The sequence below is a fragment of the Candidatus Nitrosopumilus sp. genome, assembly GCF_965262695.1.
Lineage (GTDB): Archaea > Thermoproteota > Nitrososphaeria > Nitrososphaerales > Nitrosopumilaceae > Nitrosopumilus.
Window position 1 is genome coordinate 156,580 of the sequence record NZ_OZ253550.1, and the last position, 15,316, is coordinate 171,895.

Consider the following 15,316-nt stretch of genomic DNA (forward strand, 5'->3'; position numbering starts at 1 on the left):
AGATCCTAGATAACATCAAATTCGCGCCCAAAATTGTGGGAAAGATAAAACTAAAACCTGAAAAGCCAAATCGACGTCCAATCTCTGATAAAATTTTCAAAATTGGTGCTACTGTTGCTGGTGTTTATGTTTTAGTTATGGTTGCATTGTTGGTTTTCCAATTATTTTCAGAGTCTTATCCAATTTGGGAAGAAGATGGACTTGGATTCATTGTTGGCACTGATTGGAATGCTGTAGAAGGACGTGAATCCTTTGGTGCATTACCGTATATTTTTGGAACATTAGCTACTGCTGGACTTGCAATGCTGATTGGCGTTCCACTGAGCATTGGAATTGCCATGTTTATCTCTGATGCCCCTGCAAAGATTGGTGGGCCTTTAGGATTTGTTGTTGAACTATTAGCTGCAGTGCCAAGTGTAATTTACGGACTTTGGGGTTTGTTTGTTTTTAGAATTTATTTCAAAGATTGGGTAGAAAAACCACTTCATGATGCATTTGGTGATTCAATATGGTTATTTTCTGGAACTCCATTTGGATTAGATATTCTTACTGCAAGTGTAATTTTAGCTATTATGATTATTCCAACAGTGTCGGCTGTTGCTAGAGAAGTAATGAAAGCAGTTCCTCAACAACAAAAAGAAGCTGCATACATGCTGGGTGCAACAAAATGGGAGATGTTCAAGCTTGCTGTATTTCCATATTCTAAAACTGGTCTAATTGGTGCTTCAATTCTTGGTTTAGGTAGAGCAGTAGGCGAAACTATGGCTGTCACCATGTTGATTGGAAATGCTACAGGCATTGCTGCAATACCTTCATCATTTTTCAAACCAAGTCAAACAATGTCTAGTATCATTGCAAACGAGTTTGTTGAAGCATCTCCTGCGTCATTACATCTTCCTGCATTAATTGGTGTTGCACTAGTTTTGTTACTAATTGCAATTGCAATCAATGTTGTTGCTCATCTACTAGTTACTAGAATGCTCAAAGTAAAGGAGGGTGCAATAAACAATTGAGTACTACAAATGAAAGAAGGCAAGAATATCGTGCCATGTTTAAACAAAATGTAGAGAAGCGTCTAGTTGTTGATAAAGTTGTTAGGATTATTGTTTTTGCATGTGTTATTATTGCAATTATTCCATTAGGTAGTATTCTAGTTGAAGTTTTCAAAAATGGCATTGCTGCAATAAGCTATGAATTTCTAACTGAAACCCCTGGTGCAATTGGTTCAGGGGAAGGAGGAATTGGCCCTGCAATTCAAGGCACTCTGATAATCATTGGTCTTTCTAGTTTGATTGGAGTCCCGATTGGCGTAATGTCTGGAATCTTTCTTTCTGAATATGGTGATAACAAACTTGCAAAGTCAATTCGATTCTTCAATGATGTGTTTATGGAATTCCCATCAATTGTGCTTGGAATCTTTGCATTCTTGATGATTGTATTAATTCTTGGGCACTTTTCTGTATGGGCAGGAGCTTTTGCATTATCTTTGATTATGTTTCCTATTGTTGCAAGAACTACTGAGGAATCTCTCAAAATGGTTCCAGTAACTTATCGTGAAGCTGGAACTGCACTTGGGCTCAAAAAATGGGTGATTACCTTTAGAATTGTAATTTCTGCTGCCAAAAACGGTATGATTACTGGTATTTTATTATCTGTCTCTAGAATTGGTGGAGAAACTGCGCCATTGATTATGACTATTCTTGGAAGTAGTCAATTCTTTAGTAGTATGGATGTACCAATGGATGCGCTTCCATTAAGAATTTGGAGATTGTCCTTATTACCATATGATAGCGCTCAACTACAAGGATGGGGCTCTGCATTAGTTCTGATATTTATAATTCTTGGAATCAATCTTGCTGTACGATACTTTTTTGCAAATAAGAAAGGAAAGAATGGAATTTTCGGACAATTAATTAAGAAAGGAGGTAAGACTAAAAATTGACAGCATTGAGCATAAAACCAACTGATATGGAAACACAGGTTACATCTGATCCAACTCTAACAGTTGATTCTGAAAAATACAAGATGATTGCTGAAAATGTCACAATTAGTTATGATGGTATTGAAGCTGTAAAAGATGTTACGATGAAATTCAAAGAAAAATCTGTTACTGCTTTGATTGGTCCATCTGGATGTGGAAAGACCACGTTTCTTCGTTGTTTGAACAGAATGCATGATATGACAAAAAATGCTCATGTAGATGGTAAAGTAATGATTGATGATATTGATCTTTATGACAAGTCAATTGATCCAATTTATCACAGACGAAAAGTTGGAATGGTTTTCCAAAAACCAAACCCATTCCCAACAATGTCAATTTATGATAATGTAACTGCAGGACTGAAACTAAATGGTGTTAGAGACAAAAGAATTCTTGATGAAATTGTAGAAGATTCTCTAAAGATGGCATATCTTTGGGATGAAGTAAAAAATGATTTGAAAAAATCCGCAATTGAATTATCTGGTGGTCAACAACAACGTCTATGTATTGCAAGAGCTTTAGCAATCCAGCCTGAAGTTTTATTGATGGATGAGCCTGCATCTGCCCTTGATCCTATTGCAACTCAAAAAATTGAAGAAACAATCACTGAACTCAAAAAAGAATACACAATAATTATTGTCACCCATAACATGCAACAAGCAGTCAGAGTTTCTGATTATACTGGATTCATGTATCTTGGTGATTTGATAGAGTTTAGAGAAACAAAGAAACTCTTTACAGATCCTAAAAATGAATTAACTGCAAAATATGTTCAGGGTCAGTTTGGATAATGACTCGTTTAATTGATCCTTCTTTACAAAAACTGTCTTTTATCATGGCAGAGATGGGTGATATGGTAATTGAATCAATTTCACTTGCAATAGATTCGTATCTTGATGGAACAAATACTATGGATAAAGTCCTTGCACTTTCTGATTCTATTCGTTCCAAATACTATGAAGTAGAAGACTTGACTTTTGACATGTTATTAAAATTCCAACCAGTAGCAGATGACTTTAGATTAATTCGTTCATCAACTGAAATCTCTTATGCATTTGCTAGATTTGGTAGATATGCATATGACATTACACAAGTACGTGATTTGTTTGGAGATGTTTCAGAATGTACCAATGCCTCACTAATTGAATCTACAAAAAAAGTAAAACACATGATCAAAGAAGCTGTAATGTCTTTTGCAGAACTTGATGTAAGAAAAGCAGTCAAAATTCGTGAAGATGAAAAGGTAATTGATCAAATCTACAAAGATAGATTGCCAAAACTCATTGAATCAAACAATACAAAATGTGCTCTAGCTGAAGCATTACTCTTACGATATCTAGAACGAATTGGTGACCATGCTGTGTTTATGAGCGATGCAATCAACTACATCGTTACTGGAAAACATAGACCAAGTGAGGCTAGAATCGCATCTCACACAAAGTCTGACTAGGCGTACCTTGGTTTTTATTCAGCCAAAAATTGGCTGAAATATTCAAATGGAAATACTAGAACTAATCCAGGCTAATCTTCTTACTCCGATAATTCTTTTCTTCTTGTTTGGAATTATTGCAGCTCGAATAAAATCTGACTTGAAAATTCCTGAAGCAATTTCAGAATTCTTACCAATCTACTTGTTAGCTGCAATTGGACTTCATGGTGGAATAGAGATGCGAAATACTGGATTTGAAAACATGTTGATTCCGATGTTTGTTGCAATTGGATTGTCATTACTGTTTACATTAAATCACTATCAAATTTTGAGACGATTGGGAAAATTCAATCTCTTTGATTCCTATGCACTTGCATCAACTTATGGTGCAGTAGGTGCAGTGCACTTTTCTGTCGGTTTGTCATTTTTAAAAAATCAAGGAGTAAGTTCTGAAGGATATATTGCAGCAATTCTTGCAGTACTAGAACCTCTTGCATTCATTTTGGCAATATTTATGACAAATATGGCAGTAGCAAAACAGATCAAAGCAAAGAAGCAGTCTTTTTCAGATGATGATTCCACAGAAATTGATATTGGATTAAATCAAACAAAGACAAAACTATCCAAAGTCCTACATGAATCAATCACTGGAAAAGCAATAGTAATTCTTCTTGGCAGTATTGTAATTGGTTATATCATCGGTAAGGATGGATTTGAACCAATCAAGATTGTATTTGATGATATGTTCACTGGTGCAATAGTAATTTTCATGATTGAAATGGGAATAATTGCTGGTCAAAGATTAGATGATATTAAAAAAGTAGGAATTTTTCTTACTGCATTTGCTATAATCATACCCCTGTTCAATGGAACTATTGGTGTACTGGTCTCAACTGCACTAGGGTTGAGTGTGGGCGGTGCAGTGATGTTTGGACTACTCATGGCTAGCGCTTCGTTTATTGCCGCTCCTGCAGTTTTACGTCATGCTATTCCTCAAGCAAAACCAAGTTTGTATATTACATCTGCATTGGGAATAACTTTTCCATTTAACATCATTGTAACATTACCAATTTTGTTTACAATATCCACATTTGTTCACTCTGGAGAAGGAGCGATAGACTTATTCAATTTCATTACAGAGGGATTCTAATGAAACTATACAATGTTAAATTACTTACAATTACTTGTGAGATTTTAGCACAAGAAAATATTATTGAAATTCTCAAAAAACATGACATCACTGGATATACTACTTATGAAGTTGATGGAAATGGGGCACGTGGTTTACGTGGACAGGGATTGAAAAATGAAAAGAATATCAAAGTTGAAGTAATTATGAGAGAAGAAAAATTACAAGATGTTGTCGAGGAAATATCTCGAACTCTATTTGCAAATTATGCTATTGTACTTTATGTTAGTGATGTTGGTGTAGTTAGAATAGAAAAATTCTAACGATTTTAAAATTAAATAATTATTTCTTAGACCATTTTCTCATCCAATCAAGTAAACTAGAAACTGATTCAATTAGCTCTTGTCCTTTGGTTGTCAGTTTGTATTCTACGCGTGGAGGCACCTCTGCAAATGTTTGTCGTTCCAATATTCCTTCTGAAACAAGCTCAGATAATCTAGTGGATAATGTCTTACTGCTTATCCCTTTGAGTGATTCTTTGAATTGTTTGTGTCTAACTGGTTCGGTTGTGCAACATAGTGGAAATAAGATCTCAAGTGTTGCTCTTTTTGTAATTAATTCTCTGATGGTTGAAGTCTCTGTCAACAATTTTGATGCATCATAGCCTGTAAACTCACATTTGTTTTCAATAACTGGTAGTCTTTTTCCTTTAGTTTCCATAGTTACACTTACTGTATTGCTTTATACTTGACAACTTTAATAGTTTACTTAGTAAACCATGACATGGAAAATTCGATTAAAGATGATATTAAGAAAAGATATTCCAAGATAGTTGTATCTGGGAATAACGATTGTTGTTGCATGCCTGGTGAATGCCAAAGTGGTGATTCTCCAATTGATGCAACAAAATTGATAGGTTATGATCAAAAGGATCTTGAATCAATTCCTCAAGAAGCAATTTTGGGAGTTGGATGTGGAGCTCCAATAAACCATGCCAATCTTAAGGAAGGAGAAGTTGTAGTTGATTTAGGGTCTGGAGCTGGAATTGATATTTTTTTGGCAGCAAAAAAAGTATTGGATTCCGGAAAAGCAATTGGCATTGATATGACTGAACAAATGTTAGAAAAATCTAGAGAAAATGCATTAAAAGGAAATTTTTCCAATGTTGAATTTAAGAAAGGAGATATTGAAGAAAACATTCCTCTAAATCCTAATTCTGTTGATGCAGTAATTAGTAATTGTGTTATTAATCTTACAACAAATAAAACAAATACATTCAAAGAGGTATTTCGAATTTTAAAACAAAATGGAAGAATGGTAATCTCTGATCTAATTACTGATATAGAATTGCCTTCTGGAGAAATTAATTCGGATCAATGGTGTGAATGTATTGATGGAGCCCTAACAAAAGAAAATTATCTCTCATGCATTAAAAATGCAGGATTTGAAAAGATCGAAATACTGGAAGAAAGATCCTATATGGAAGGAGAAAAAATTAATGGCAGAAAAATCTCCAGTCTTGTAATAAAGGCAATAAAATAATGTTATTTTGAGATATGAAAAAAATTCTTTTTGTTTGTGTTGAAAATGCAGGACGTAGTCAAATGGCAGAGGGATTTCTACGAAAATTTGCGCCTAACATAGATGTCCTAAGTGCCGGTACTCAGCCTAGATCTGAACTAAATCCAAATGTGATTAAAGTAATGAACGAAGTTGGTATTGATATTACGAATCAAAAACCTAAAGAACTTACAAATGAAATGATTTCCAAATCTATTACTGTGAATATGGGTTGTATGGATAAAGAATCATGTCCTGCATTATTTGTCAAGGATGTAATTGATTGGAACATATCTGATCCTAAAAATAAAGAACTTGATCAAATTAGAGAAATTCGTGATCAAATTAAAGATGAAGTAATGAATCTGATAAAAAACTTAGAGCACAAATAATGACATACTCAAATCTACAAATCTTTACGGTTGAATTAATTGGAACATTCATTCTTGTTATTTTTGCAACTGGCTCTATTGTTTATGATGCAGAATTTTTTGATGGACAATTGGGAATTCCTTTTGCAGCTGTTGCACCATTTATTGCATTACTAATTGGTGTCTATTCATTTGGAAAAATATCTCTTGCACATTTCAATCCTGCAGTAACAATTGGATATTATATCACAGGACATATTTCAAAAATTCAGATTTTGTATTATTTTGCAGCAGAAATTATTGGTGCATTATTAGGTTCTCTATTTGTTATGAAAGTTATTGGTGAGAAAGCAAATCTTGGGGCAAATGCTCCAAATTATGATTTTTCACTATCCTTAATTTTTCCAGTTGAGGTATTGGCATCTGCAATGCTTATGGGAGTAATCTTCTATGTAGTGTATACAAAAGGATTGAGAGGATTTAGTGGTGTTGCAATTGGAGGAATTGTTGGATTAGATATTTTGTTTTTAGCATTTATTTCCGGGGCTTCTATGAATCCTGCAAGGGCTCTAGCACCTGCTTTGCTTTCTGGTACTCTAAATGACTTGTGGCTTTATTGGACTGCTCCATTTGTTGGCACCATAATAGTGGCATTTTTGTTCAAGGGCAAATTTGAAAAACAAAGAAGAGAAGAATTATAGAAAAACCATAGCCCTCATAGTTTCCTTAGTCTTATCAAATCTACAGACCACGTGTTTTAGTCACAGTTGTACCTATGATTTGTGATGATGTCATCTAATCTTGAGCGAAATAAAGCAATTTTGCGCCTATGCCAAGACATTCTAGCCTCAGATGAGAGAATCTTTTTTGTGTCTTCTTTAAACAAGAATGGCAAATCCACTGAGTTCCAATTTCGCAATGATAGAATCCTCACAAAGATGTCTAAACAAGAAGTTGAGATGTTTTTCATGCAACGAAGTCTTCAAACTTCACTAAGTAAAGAATTTGATGATCTTATTGGACCTCTAAATTATATTTCTGTTCAAAGAGAAACCCTTTTGGAATTTATCTTTCCTTATTTAGAAGGGCAAATTCTTGTAATATGTGATTTGGATGTAGTTCCAAATTATGTTGCAAAGAAAATTTCTTTCTTACTGCGAGATTTTGATTGGAGATTAAAAGAAACTATTATTGCATAATGCCTGATGAGAGTTGCAGAAAATGTGGTAGTAGTTTAAACAATTATTTGAAATGTTCTTCATGTAATATTGTTATACAAGAAATATGTCTTGAGTGCAAACAAAAAACATTACTTCGATATCATAGTTGTAATGTTGCAATCGCTATAGCTTCATAATTTTATGTAATTTGATCAATTTTACATAATTTACGTAAATCCTTTAGAAATTATTTTTAGATCTCAAAATCAACTCTCAATATGCAAAAAATCAAATGTGCAAAATGTGGTAATAATGATACTGAAATCTTAAGACGCGGAAAGTTTGCTGAAGATGTTTTGTTTTGTCCTCATTGTGACGATATTTGCAATCAACTAAGATGATTGCATTTCTATATAGATTACAATGTTTTAGTTTTTTACATAAAATAATTACAATCATGTTTTAACAAATTTTGTATTATTATAATCAATGACTGCTGCCCGCTTCCTTGAGCATGATGCTTATTCATTTTCGAAAATCTTACTGTCGAAAGAAGTTGCAGACATTATAAAACAAGTTGTACGAGAGTCAACGGCGATTCATCCAAGTTGCAATGATAGGGAGAATCAAAAAGGAGCAAGTCATGTCTGAAAATAGAGACAGTCAATGCAGCCCTAATTGTTGGTGCAAAAAAGAAAAAACTGATGAGTATCTTTATGCATAGTTTTGAGCATGAAAATTCTCAAAATTTAGGCTTTTACGAATAATAATGACCTAATTCAGACTATGATGTTGACAAATTCAAAACTATTCTCAGATGCCAAAAAAGTGACTCCTTCAGGTGTTAATAGTCCTGTTAGATACTTTGAACCATATCCATTTTTCACAAAAAAGGCAGATGGTGCATACATCTGGGATGCTGATAATAGAAAATTAATCGATTTTTGTAATGGTTATGGTGCATTGCTTTTAGGACATAGAAGAAAAGAAATCATTGATTCTGTTTCAAAACAACTAACCAAAGGTACCCTTTACTGTACCCCTACAGAAGCAGAAACTGAACTTGCAAAACTAATCATCGGTAATTTCCCATCAATTGAAAAAGTTCGATTAATGAACACTGGCGGTGAATCTACAATGACTGCAATCAGACTTGCACGTGGATTTACAAAAAAGAAAAAGATAATCAAGTTTGAAGGATGTTATCATGGAGCTCATGACTCTGTTTTAGTAAAAGCAGGATCAGGTTCAGCACACAATGGAATTTCAGTTTCTGATGGTGGACTAGATGAAGTATCAAAGAATACTTTGGTTGTTCAATACAACAACATTGAAGATTTACAAAAAACAATTCAAAAAAATAAAGATATTGCAGGAGTAATTGTTGAACCAATTCTTGCTAACATGGGATTGATTTTACCTGAGAAAAATTTCTTATCTGACTTGAGAAAAATAACAAAAGAAAACAACATCCCATTAATCTTTGATGAAGTAGTTACTGGATTCAGAGTCGCACCAGGTGGTGCACAACAACACTTTGGAATAAAACCTGACATTACTACAATGGCCAAAGCCCTAAGCAATGGATTTACAATCTCTGCAGTAGGTGGCAAAAAAGAGATCATGGATTTGCTTTCTCCTGGAGGTAAAGTCTATCAGGCAAGCACATTTGCTGGTAATCCAATATCCGTTAGTGCAGCAATTACTTCAATCAAAACAATAAACAAACTCAAAAACAAACTTTACTCTAAACTTGAAAAATACAATCTCTTATTTTCTACTGCTTTAGACGATATGGCGACTGACATGGGTATTCCTCATCAAATCAATTTTACAGCCTCAATGTTCCAGATTTTCTTTACAAACAAACCTGTTACAAACTATGAAACCTCAAAGAAAGCAAATGCAAAGAAATTCCAAAAATTGTTCAAGACTCTACTCAAAAAAGGAATATTCATTGCACCTTCTCAGTTTGAAGTTGTATTCTTGTCTGATGCACATACAGAAAACGATCTAAACAAAACACTTGATGCATATCATTTGGCACTAAAATCGGTGAAAAATTGAAGTATGTTGTAGGTGCAAGAGGAAGTCAATTATCAGTTGCTCAAACAAACTTGGTAATTGAGGAACTAAAAAAAGTACATCTTGATGCAGAATATGAAATCAAAACAATTACAACAAAAGGCGATACAGACAGCCGACCATTATTTACCATAGACCAAAAAGGAATTTTTGAAAAAGAGATTGATAGAGCAGTTGCACAAAAAGAAGTCGACTTTGCAGTTCATAGTCTAAAAGATGTTCCTTCTGAACTAGATGAAAACCTGATACTAGCTTGTATTCCTAAAAGAGAAACAGTAAATGATGTCTTTATTTCCCAAGATGGTTCTTCTCTTGACTCTATAACGTCTGGTTCTGTAATCGGAACAAGCTCACTTCGAAGAGCAGTTCAGGTATCTAGAAAAAGACCTGATGTTACAGTTAAACCAATTCGTGGAAACATTGAGACTCGAATCAAAAAAACATCTGGCGAAAACTATGATGCAATTGTTCTTGCAAAGGCAGGAATTACAAGATTGGGTGTTGATGTGAAATATACAGAGTTATCCACTGATGATTTTTCTCCATCTCCTGGCCAGGGTGCAATTGCAATTGTTGCGAGAGCTGATGATTCTAAAACTATTGAGATGCTCAAAAAAATCGAAGACTTTGATTCTCGTTTAGAAATAGAAGCAGAGCGTGCACTATCTGACTTTGTTGATTCTGGGTGTAGATTCCCTGTTGGGGCATATGCAAAGTCCAATGGTTCTGAGATGACTCTGACTGTGACAGCGTTTTCTGTTGATGGAAAACAATCACTATCTGTAACCAAAACTGGAGATAAAAATAATCCAAAATCTCTTGGTAAAAGTGCAGGAGAAGAACTCCGTGAGAAAGGAGTAAATGATCTTGCATTAAATTGGAGAGAAAAAGTAGAGGAATGGAATAAGACATGACTGGAAAAGTGTATCTTGTTGGTGCCGGACCTGGTGACAGTAAATTAATTACACTTCGTGCAGTTGAATTGTTACAAAAAGCAGATGTTGTTTTGTATGATAGATTGGTAAGCAAAAAAATCATCTCAATGATTCCAAAAAAGACCGAAAAAGTCTATGTTGGTCGTGCAGTAGGTGATGACACTACTCATCAAAATACCACAAATGACTTGATGGTAAAATATGCAAAATCAAAAAAGAGTGTTGTCCGACTAAAGGGTGGGGATCCAATAATCTTTGGACGTGGTGGTGAAGAAGCAGAATTTCTCAAAGAAAACAAGGTAAAATATGAAATTGTTCCAGGTATCACTTCTGGAATTGGTTCAGCTACTTATGCTGGAATCCCTCTCACTCATAGAAAACATGCATCCTCAGTAGTCTTTGTAACTGGTCATGAAGATCCTGAAAAGAAACAAGAGATTGTAAAGTGGAAGCGACTTGCAAAATCCGTAGATACCATAGTAATCATGATGGGATTGTCTAGAATCAATATTATTTGTAAACAGCTTATCGCAGGAGGTATGGATAAAAAAACACCTGTTGCAGTAATTCAAAATGGAACCACTCCTAAACAAAAAATGATCAAAGGAACTGTTACAAACATTGCAAAAAAAGTCAAAGAAAACAAAATAACCCCTCCTGCTAATATTATAATTGGAAACGTTGTTGATTTGTCAGACACTATTGGGTGGAAATGATGCTTGATGGAAAGACTATAGCCATTACTCGTTCACGTGATGACGCTTCTGAATTCATATCTCTTGCAGAACAAAACAATGCAACCCCAATAGCATTGCCAACTATTGAACTAGTTAGTAAGGGTGAGAAAATCGTTGATGAATTTCTAGACTCTGTAAAAACATACAATCCTGATTACTCTGTTTTTATGAGTTCAAAGGCTGTAAAATTGTTATTTGATACTGCAAAGGACTCTGGAAAACTTGAAACTCTACAACTGGCAATTGCAAATACCATTGTGATCTCAGTTGGTCCAAAAACAACCATTGCTCTTGAAGCACAAGGAATCAAAGTTAACCATCAACCTGAAAAAACATTCTCGTCTGTTGGTGTTGGAGAATTATTCACACAACTCAATGCAGTTGGAAAAAAGGTTATAGTTCCTAGAAGTGGCGCATCTACTCCTTTTCTTAAAGAACTACTAAACAAAATTGGAATAGATGTTTTTGAAATTCATTTGTATGATGTTTGTGCATTTAGAGATACCTCTCAGTGGAATGGATTTAGGGAGCTGTTCTCGCAAAACAAGATTGATGGTGTAGTGTTTACCAGTGCATCTTCAGTTAGAGGATTCTTTGAAATAATGACTAAAGATTATGATGAAAATTCTTTGCTAGATAATCTTGCTAAACTATCTGTGATATCTATTGGACCATTCACTTCTGATGAACTAAAGAAATTCAAAGTTAAAAACACCGTAGCTGAAGTTCACACTGTTGCAGGTGCTTTTGAAGCCATGAAAAATACCCTTACTATTGCATAATTAATGATCAAATTCTAATACTTTGGAATTCTTTTCAAATTATGGAGTATGAAATTAAAAAGAAGATCCATATCACATGTCCCCATTGTGAAAAAGCAATAGAGACTGAAATTGAAATCGAGCTAGAAATCGAAGAGAAGAAAAAGAAAGATATGAAAAAAGACAAGAAAAAAGACAAAAAGAAAGACAAAAAGAAAGACAAGAAAAAATCAAAGAACTCAAAAAAATCTTGAACAAGTAATTTAGCTCATCCTATTTAGCTCCGCCTATTTTTCCTCATGTATTTATAATATAACGGGGTTATTTTGCTCATGGCAACTGAAAACCTTGACATGGATTATTCAAAATATGATTTTAAAGACTCTACAGAAATGTATGTCCACCTTAGCAAGAAAGGCTTGACTAAGGACACAGTAATTGGCATCAGCAAAATGAAAGATGAACCACAATGGATGCTTGATTTTAGATTACGTTCATTTGAAATTTTTATGAAGAAACCCATGCCAACTTGGGGAGGCGATCTCAGTGTCATTGATTTTCAAAATATCTATTATTATGCAAAAGCATCTGAAAAAGCAGAAAAGAATTGGGATGACGTTCCAGAAGATGTCAAAAACACTTTTGACAAATTAGGAATTCCAGAAGCTGAAAAGAAATTCTTAGCAGGTGTTGGTGCACAATACGAATCTGAAGTTGTGTATCACAGTTTAAGAGAAGACTTGGCAAAACAAGGTGTTTTATTTTTAGACACTGATGCAGCACTCAAAGAACATCCTGAAATTTTCAAAAAATACTTTGGAAAAATTATTCCTCCAGAGGATAACAAATTTGCCGCACTAAACAGTGCAGTTTGGAGTGGTGGTTCATTCATCTATGTTCCACCTGGTGTCAAAGTTGACATGCCACTTCAAGCATACTTTAGAATTAATGCTGAAAACATTGGTCAGTTTGAAAGAACATTGATCATTGTAGATGAAGGTGCAGATGTACATTACATTGAAGGATGTACTGCTCCTGTTTACTCTTCAGAGTCATTACACTCTGCAGTTGTTGAACTAGTTGCACACAAAGACGCACATCTAAGATACACCACAATCCAAAACTGGAGTAATGATGTTTACAATCTCGTGACAAAACGAGCTTATGCATATGAAGGTGCAACAGTTGAATGGATTGATGGTAACATTGGCAGTAAACTTACCATGAAATATCCTGGAGTCTATCTTATGGGTGAACGTGCTTATGGTGAAACATTATCCATTGCATTTGCAGGCAAAGGACAACATCAAGATACAGGAGCAAAAATGGTTCACATGGCACCAAACACTACTTCTAAAATTACATCCAAATCCGTAAGCAGATTAGATGGCCGTTCCACTTACAGAGGATTACTTAATGTAGCAAAAGGAGCTACCAATGTAAAATCTACTGTAAGATGTGATGCATTACTACTTGATGACACCTCCAAGACTGATACTTATCCATATATGGAAATCAATCAAGAAGATGCAACAATTACTCACGAAGCAACAGTTGGAAAAATTGGAGATGAACAAATCTTCTATCTTATGACAAGAGGATTTTCTGAAGAAGAAGCATTATCTCTAATTGTTAATGGTTTCATGGAGCCTTTCACAAAAGAACTTCCAATGGAATATGCAGTCGAGTTAAACCGTCTGATCAAACTTGAGATGGATGATTCTGTAGGATAATCCCATTGGTTGTGGTAAAATGTCTCAAGAAACATTATCTAAAATTGATGAATCTCACATCAACGAAATTTCTTCATCAAGAAATGAACCTGATTGGTTAAAGGATTACAGAAAAGATTCTCTTTCAATTTACAGCACTCTCCCACTTGAAATGTCTCCACTTTACAACAAATACACTGATGCAAAAAGACTAAACCCTGAAAAAATCTCAATTGCTTCTTCAACAAAAGATACCATTCCTGATTTTCTTCAAAGGAGACTTGGAGAATTAGAAAATGAAATTTGTATTATTCAAATCGGAACTAATATTCACAAAATCAACCTTCCTGATGATCTCAAATCTCAAGGATTGGTGATTTCTCCTATTTCTGATGCAATTCAAAACAATTCTGAACTCGTTAAAAAAGCACTAGAAGCATCAAATTCTAATGATGATAAATTTACAGCCTTGAACAATGCTGCATTTAACTCTGGCGTGTTTATTCACATTCCAAAAAATCTAATTGTAGAAAAACCAATTCACTTCTTATCTTGTTTGTCTGATGATGGATTATCCACAATCTCAAGAAACGTCATATTTGCAGACGAAAGTAGTAAAGCATCTGTTGTTCAGGAATTGTATTCTCCAAAGACTGAAACTCAACAAGCATATCTTGAACTGCTTAACACAAATGTTGCAGCAAATGCAGAACTAAATCTCACAACTTTACAGATGATGGATCAAAACTCTGTCAATTTCTCAACTAGAAGAACTGACTTGGCACAAGATTCTAAGGTAAACTGGTATTCTGGACTATTTGGTTCTGTGTTATCTAGATACAAAATTGATTATTATCTTAATGGAACTGGTGCATCTACTAATGAATCTGAAGTTGTATTTGGAAACAATGATCAACACTTTGATATCCAAACAAACATGAATCACCAAAGCCCTGCAACTGATGCTAGAGTAGTAGAGAAATCTATTCTAAGAAACAGATCGAAATCTCTTTTCAAAGGAATGATTCGAATCAAAGAAAATGCTGCAAAATCAAATTCATTTTTGTCAGGCCGTTCTATTCTATTAGACAAAAATGCAAAGTCTGATGCAATTCCTGGACTAGAGATTCTAACAAATGATGTTAAAGCAACTCACTCTGCATCTGTTGCACAAATTGATGAAGAACAAATATTCTATCTTAAGAGCAGATGTTTGAGCCATGAAGAGGCTGAAAGAACCATTGTTGAAGGCTTTTTGGAGCCATTATCAAGAAAAATGTCTTTCCAAGTACGAGCCTGGATTGCATATCTTATTGAATCCAAATGGGAAAATCGTGAATTGACAATTAACACTGATGAAGAACTAGCAAAATTCGTCGAAATAGAAGAGACAAGATATAACGAAGATGCTGAAATTGAACAACACTACAAATACCGTTAACAGGAGAAATTAGAA

General features: G+C 34.4%; 18 protein-coding genes. 17 read left to right on the top strand and 1 reads right to left on the bottom strand.

Annotated features, from left to right (window positions below):
* Positions 1 to 35: 35 nt before the first annotated feature.
* Genes pstC through ACQY2P_RS00970 form a run of 6 tightly spaced genes read left to right on the top strand, consistent with a single transcriptional unit; the run spans position 36 to position 4,862 of the window.
* Positions 36 to 1,013: a phosphate ABC transporter permease subunit PstC gene (gene pstC, locus ACQY2P_RS00945; protein WP_428326559.1), complete on the top strand. Its 978-nt coding sequence runs from the start codon at positions 36 to 38 to the stop codon at positions 1,011 to 1,013.
* On the top strand, positions 1,010 to 1,942 hold the full coding sequence (pstA, locus tag ACQY2P_RS00950) for a phosphate ABC transporter permease PstA (protein WP_428324585.1): 933 nt from the start codon (positions 1,010 to 1,012) through the stop codon (positions 1,940 to 1,942). The genes pstC and pstA overlap by 4 nt, the downstream gene beginning before the upstream one ends.
* A complete protein-coding gene (gene pstB / locus ACQY2P_RS00955; protein ID WP_428326560.1) occupies positions 1,939 to 2,772 on the top strand; it encodes a phosphate ABC transporter ATP-binding protein PstB in 834 nt (277 codons plus the stop codon). The genes pstA and pstB overlap by 4 nt, the downstream gene beginning before the upstream one ends.
* Positions 2,772 to 3,431, top strand: coding sequence for a phosphate signaling complex PhoU family protein (locus ACQY2P_RS00960; protein WP_428324583.1), 660 nt, complete (start codon positions 2,772 to 2,774; stop codon positions 3,429 to 3,431). Before pstB ends, ACQY2P_RS00960 begins: the two co-directional genes overlap by 1 nt.
* 46 nt (positions 3,432 to 3,477) lie before the next feature.
* Positions 3,478 to 4,560, top strand: a complete 1,083-nt coding sequence (locus tag ACQY2P_RS00965) for a sodium-dependent bicarbonate transport family permease (RefSeq protein ID WP_428326561.1) — start codon at positions 3,478 to 3,480, stop codon at positions 4,558 to 4,560.
* On the top strand, positions 4,560 to 4,862 hold the full coding sequence (locus ACQY2P_RS00970; RefSeq protein WP_428326562.1) for a P-II family nitrogen regulator: 303 nt from the start codon (positions 4,560 to 4,562) through the stop codon (positions 4,860 to 4,862). Before ACQY2P_RS00965 ends, ACQY2P_RS00970 begins: the two co-directional genes overlap by 1 nt.
* Before the next feature lie 19 nt (positions 4,863 to 4,881).
* Here ACQY2P_RS00970 and ACQY2P_RS00975 read toward each other — a convergent pair whose 3' ends face one another.
* On the bottom strand, positions 4,882 to 5,259 hold the full coding sequence (locus ACQY2P_RS00975; RefSeq protein WP_428326563.1) for a winged helix-turn-helix transcriptional regulator: 378 nt from the start codon (positions 5,257 to 5,259) through the stop codon (positions 4,882 to 4,884).
* Between the two features lie 63 nt (positions 5,260 to 5,322).
* On the opposite strand from ACQY2P_RS00975, the gene arsM reads away from it, so the two are divergent.
* The 11 genes from arsM (at position 5,323) to sufD (ending at position 15,301) form a co-directional block, all read left to right on the top strand.
* Positions 5,323 to 6,081 carry an arsenite methyltransferase gene (gene arsM / locus ACQY2P_RS00980; RefSeq protein WP_428326564.1) on the top strand — a complete coding sequence of 253 codons (759 nt, stop codon included), beginning with the start codon at positions 5,323 to 5,325 and terminating at the stop codon, positions 6,079 to 6,081.
* A gap of 14 nt (positions 6,082 to 6,095) precedes the next feature.
* Positions 6,096 to 6,491 (top strand): arsenate reductase ArsC, encoded by a 396-nt coding sequence (locus ACQY2P_RS00985; protein WP_428326565.1) that lies wholly within the window; start codon positions 6,096 to 6,098, stop codon positions 6,489 to 6,491.
* On the top strand, positions 6,491 to 7,171 hold the full coding sequence (locus ACQY2P_RS00990; RefSeq protein ID WP_428326566.1) for an MIP/aquaporin family protein: 681 nt from the start codon (positions 6,491 to 6,493) through the stop codon (positions 7,169 to 7,171). Before ACQY2P_RS00985 ends, ACQY2P_RS00990 begins: the two co-directional genes overlap by 1 nt.
* 267 nt (positions 7,172 to 7,438) lie before the next feature.
* On the top strand, positions 7,439 to 7,669 hold the full coding sequence (locus ACQY2P_RS00995; protein WP_428326567.1) for a hypothetical protein: 231 nt from the start codon (positions 7,439 to 7,441) through the stop codon (positions 7,667 to 7,669).
* Positions 7,670 to 8,419: 750 nt separating this feature from the next.
* Complete coding sequence (hemL, locus tag ACQY2P_RS01000; protein ID WP_428327297.1) at positions 8,420 to 9,697, top strand: glutamate-1-semialdehyde 2,1-aminomutase; 1,278 nt, start codon at positions 8,420 to 8,422, stop codon at positions 9,695 to 9,697.
* Entirely contained in the window at positions 9,694 to 10,629 is a 936-nt protein-coding gene (hemC, locus tag ACQY2P_RS01005) for a hydroxymethylbilane synthase (protein ID WP_428326568.1), read from the top strand. Before hemL ends, hemC begins: the two co-directional genes overlap by 4 nt.
* Positions 10,626 to 11,366, top strand: a complete 741-nt coding sequence (gene cobA, locus ACQY2P_RS01010; RefSeq protein WP_428326569.1) for a uroporphyrinogen-III C-methyltransferase — start codon at positions 10,626 to 10,628, stop codon at positions 11,364 to 11,366. The genes hemC and cobA overlap by 4 nt, the downstream gene beginning before the upstream one ends.
* Positions 11,366 to 12,169 (top strand): uroporphyrinogen-III synthase, encoded by an 804-nt coding sequence (locus ACQY2P_RS01015; protein ID WP_428327298.1) that lies wholly within the window; start codon positions 11,366 to 11,368, stop codon positions 12,167 to 12,169. The genes cobA and ACQY2P_RS01015 overlap by 1 nt, the downstream gene beginning before the upstream one ends.
* Positions 12,170 to 12,210: 41 nt before the next feature.
* Entirely contained in the window at positions 12,211 to 12,402 is a 192-nt protein-coding gene (locus tag ACQY2P_RS01020; protein WP_428326570.1) for a hypothetical protein, read from the top strand.
* 78 nt (positions 12,403 to 12,480) lie between these two features.
* Positions 12,481 to 13,881, top strand: coding sequence for a Fe-S cluster assembly protein SufB (gene sufB / locus ACQY2P_RS01025; protein WP_428326571.1), 1,401 nt, complete (start codon positions 12,481 to 12,483; stop codon positions 13,879 to 13,881).
* 19 nt (positions 13,882 to 13,900) lie between these two features.
* Positions 13,901 to 15,301, top strand: a complete 1,401-nt coding sequence (gene sufD / locus ACQY2P_RS01030; protein WP_428326572.1) for a Fe-S cluster assembly protein SufD — start codon at positions 13,901 to 13,903, stop codon at positions 15,299 to 15,301.
* Positions 15,302 to 15,316 lie beyond the last annotated feature (15 nt).

Bases quoted from the DNA above. Each gene is read 5' to 3' on its own strand.
- hemL (WP_428327297.1), top strand. From the start codon at position 8,420: ATGTTGACAAATTCAAAACTATTCTCAGATGCCAAAAAAGTGACTCCT.
- arsM (WP_428326564.1), top strand. From the start codon at position 5,323: ATGGAAAATTCGATTAAAGATGATATTAAGAAAAGATATTCCAAGATA.
- sufB (WP_428326571.1), top strand. From the start codon at position 12,481: ATGGCAACTGAAAACCTTGACATGGATTATTCAAAATATGATTTTAAA.
- ACQY2P_RS00970 (WP_428326562.1), top strand. From the start codon at position 4,560: ATGAAACTATACAATGTTAAATTACTTACAATTACTTGTGAGATTTTA.
- ACQY2P_RS00965 (WP_428326561.1), top strand. From the start codon at position 3,478: ATGGAAATACTAGAACTAATCCAGGCTAATCTTCTTACTCCGATAATT.
- ACQY2P_RS00990 (WP_428326566.1), top strand. From the start codon at position 6,491: ATGACATACTCAAATCTACAAATCTTTACGGTTGAATTAATTGGAACA.
- ACQY2P_RS00995 (WP_428326567.1), top strand. From the start codon at position 7,439: ATGCAACGAAGTCTTCAAACTTCACTAAGTAAAGAATTTGATGATCTT.
- ACQY2P_RS01015 (WP_428327298.1), top strand. From the start codon at position 11,366: ATGCTTGATGGAAAGACTATAGCCATTACTCGTTCACGTGATGACGCT.
- ACQY2P_RS00975 (WP_428326563.1), bottom strand. From the start codon at position 5,259: ATGGAAACTAAAGGAAAAAGACTACCAGTTATTGAAAACAAATGTGAG.
- ACQY2P_RS00985 (WP_428326565.1), top strand. From the start codon at position 6,096: ATGAAAAAAATTCTTTTTGTTTGTGTTGAAAATGCAGGACGTAGTCAA.
- ACQY2P_RS01020 (WP_428326570.1), top strand. From the start codon at position 12,211: ATGGAGTATGAAATTAAAAAGAAGATCCATATCACATGTCCCCATTGT.
- cobA (WP_428326569.1), top strand. From the start codon at position 10,626: ATGACTGGAAAAGTGTATCTTGTTGGTGCCGGACCTGGTGACAGTAAA.
- sufD (WP_428326572.1), top strand. From the start codon at position 13,901: ATGTCTCAAGAAACATTATCTAAAATTGATGAATCTCACATCAACGAA.
- ACQY2P_RS00960 (WP_428324583.1), top strand. From the start codon at position 2,772: ATGACTCGTTTAATTGATCCTTCTTTACAAAAACTGTCTTTTATCATG.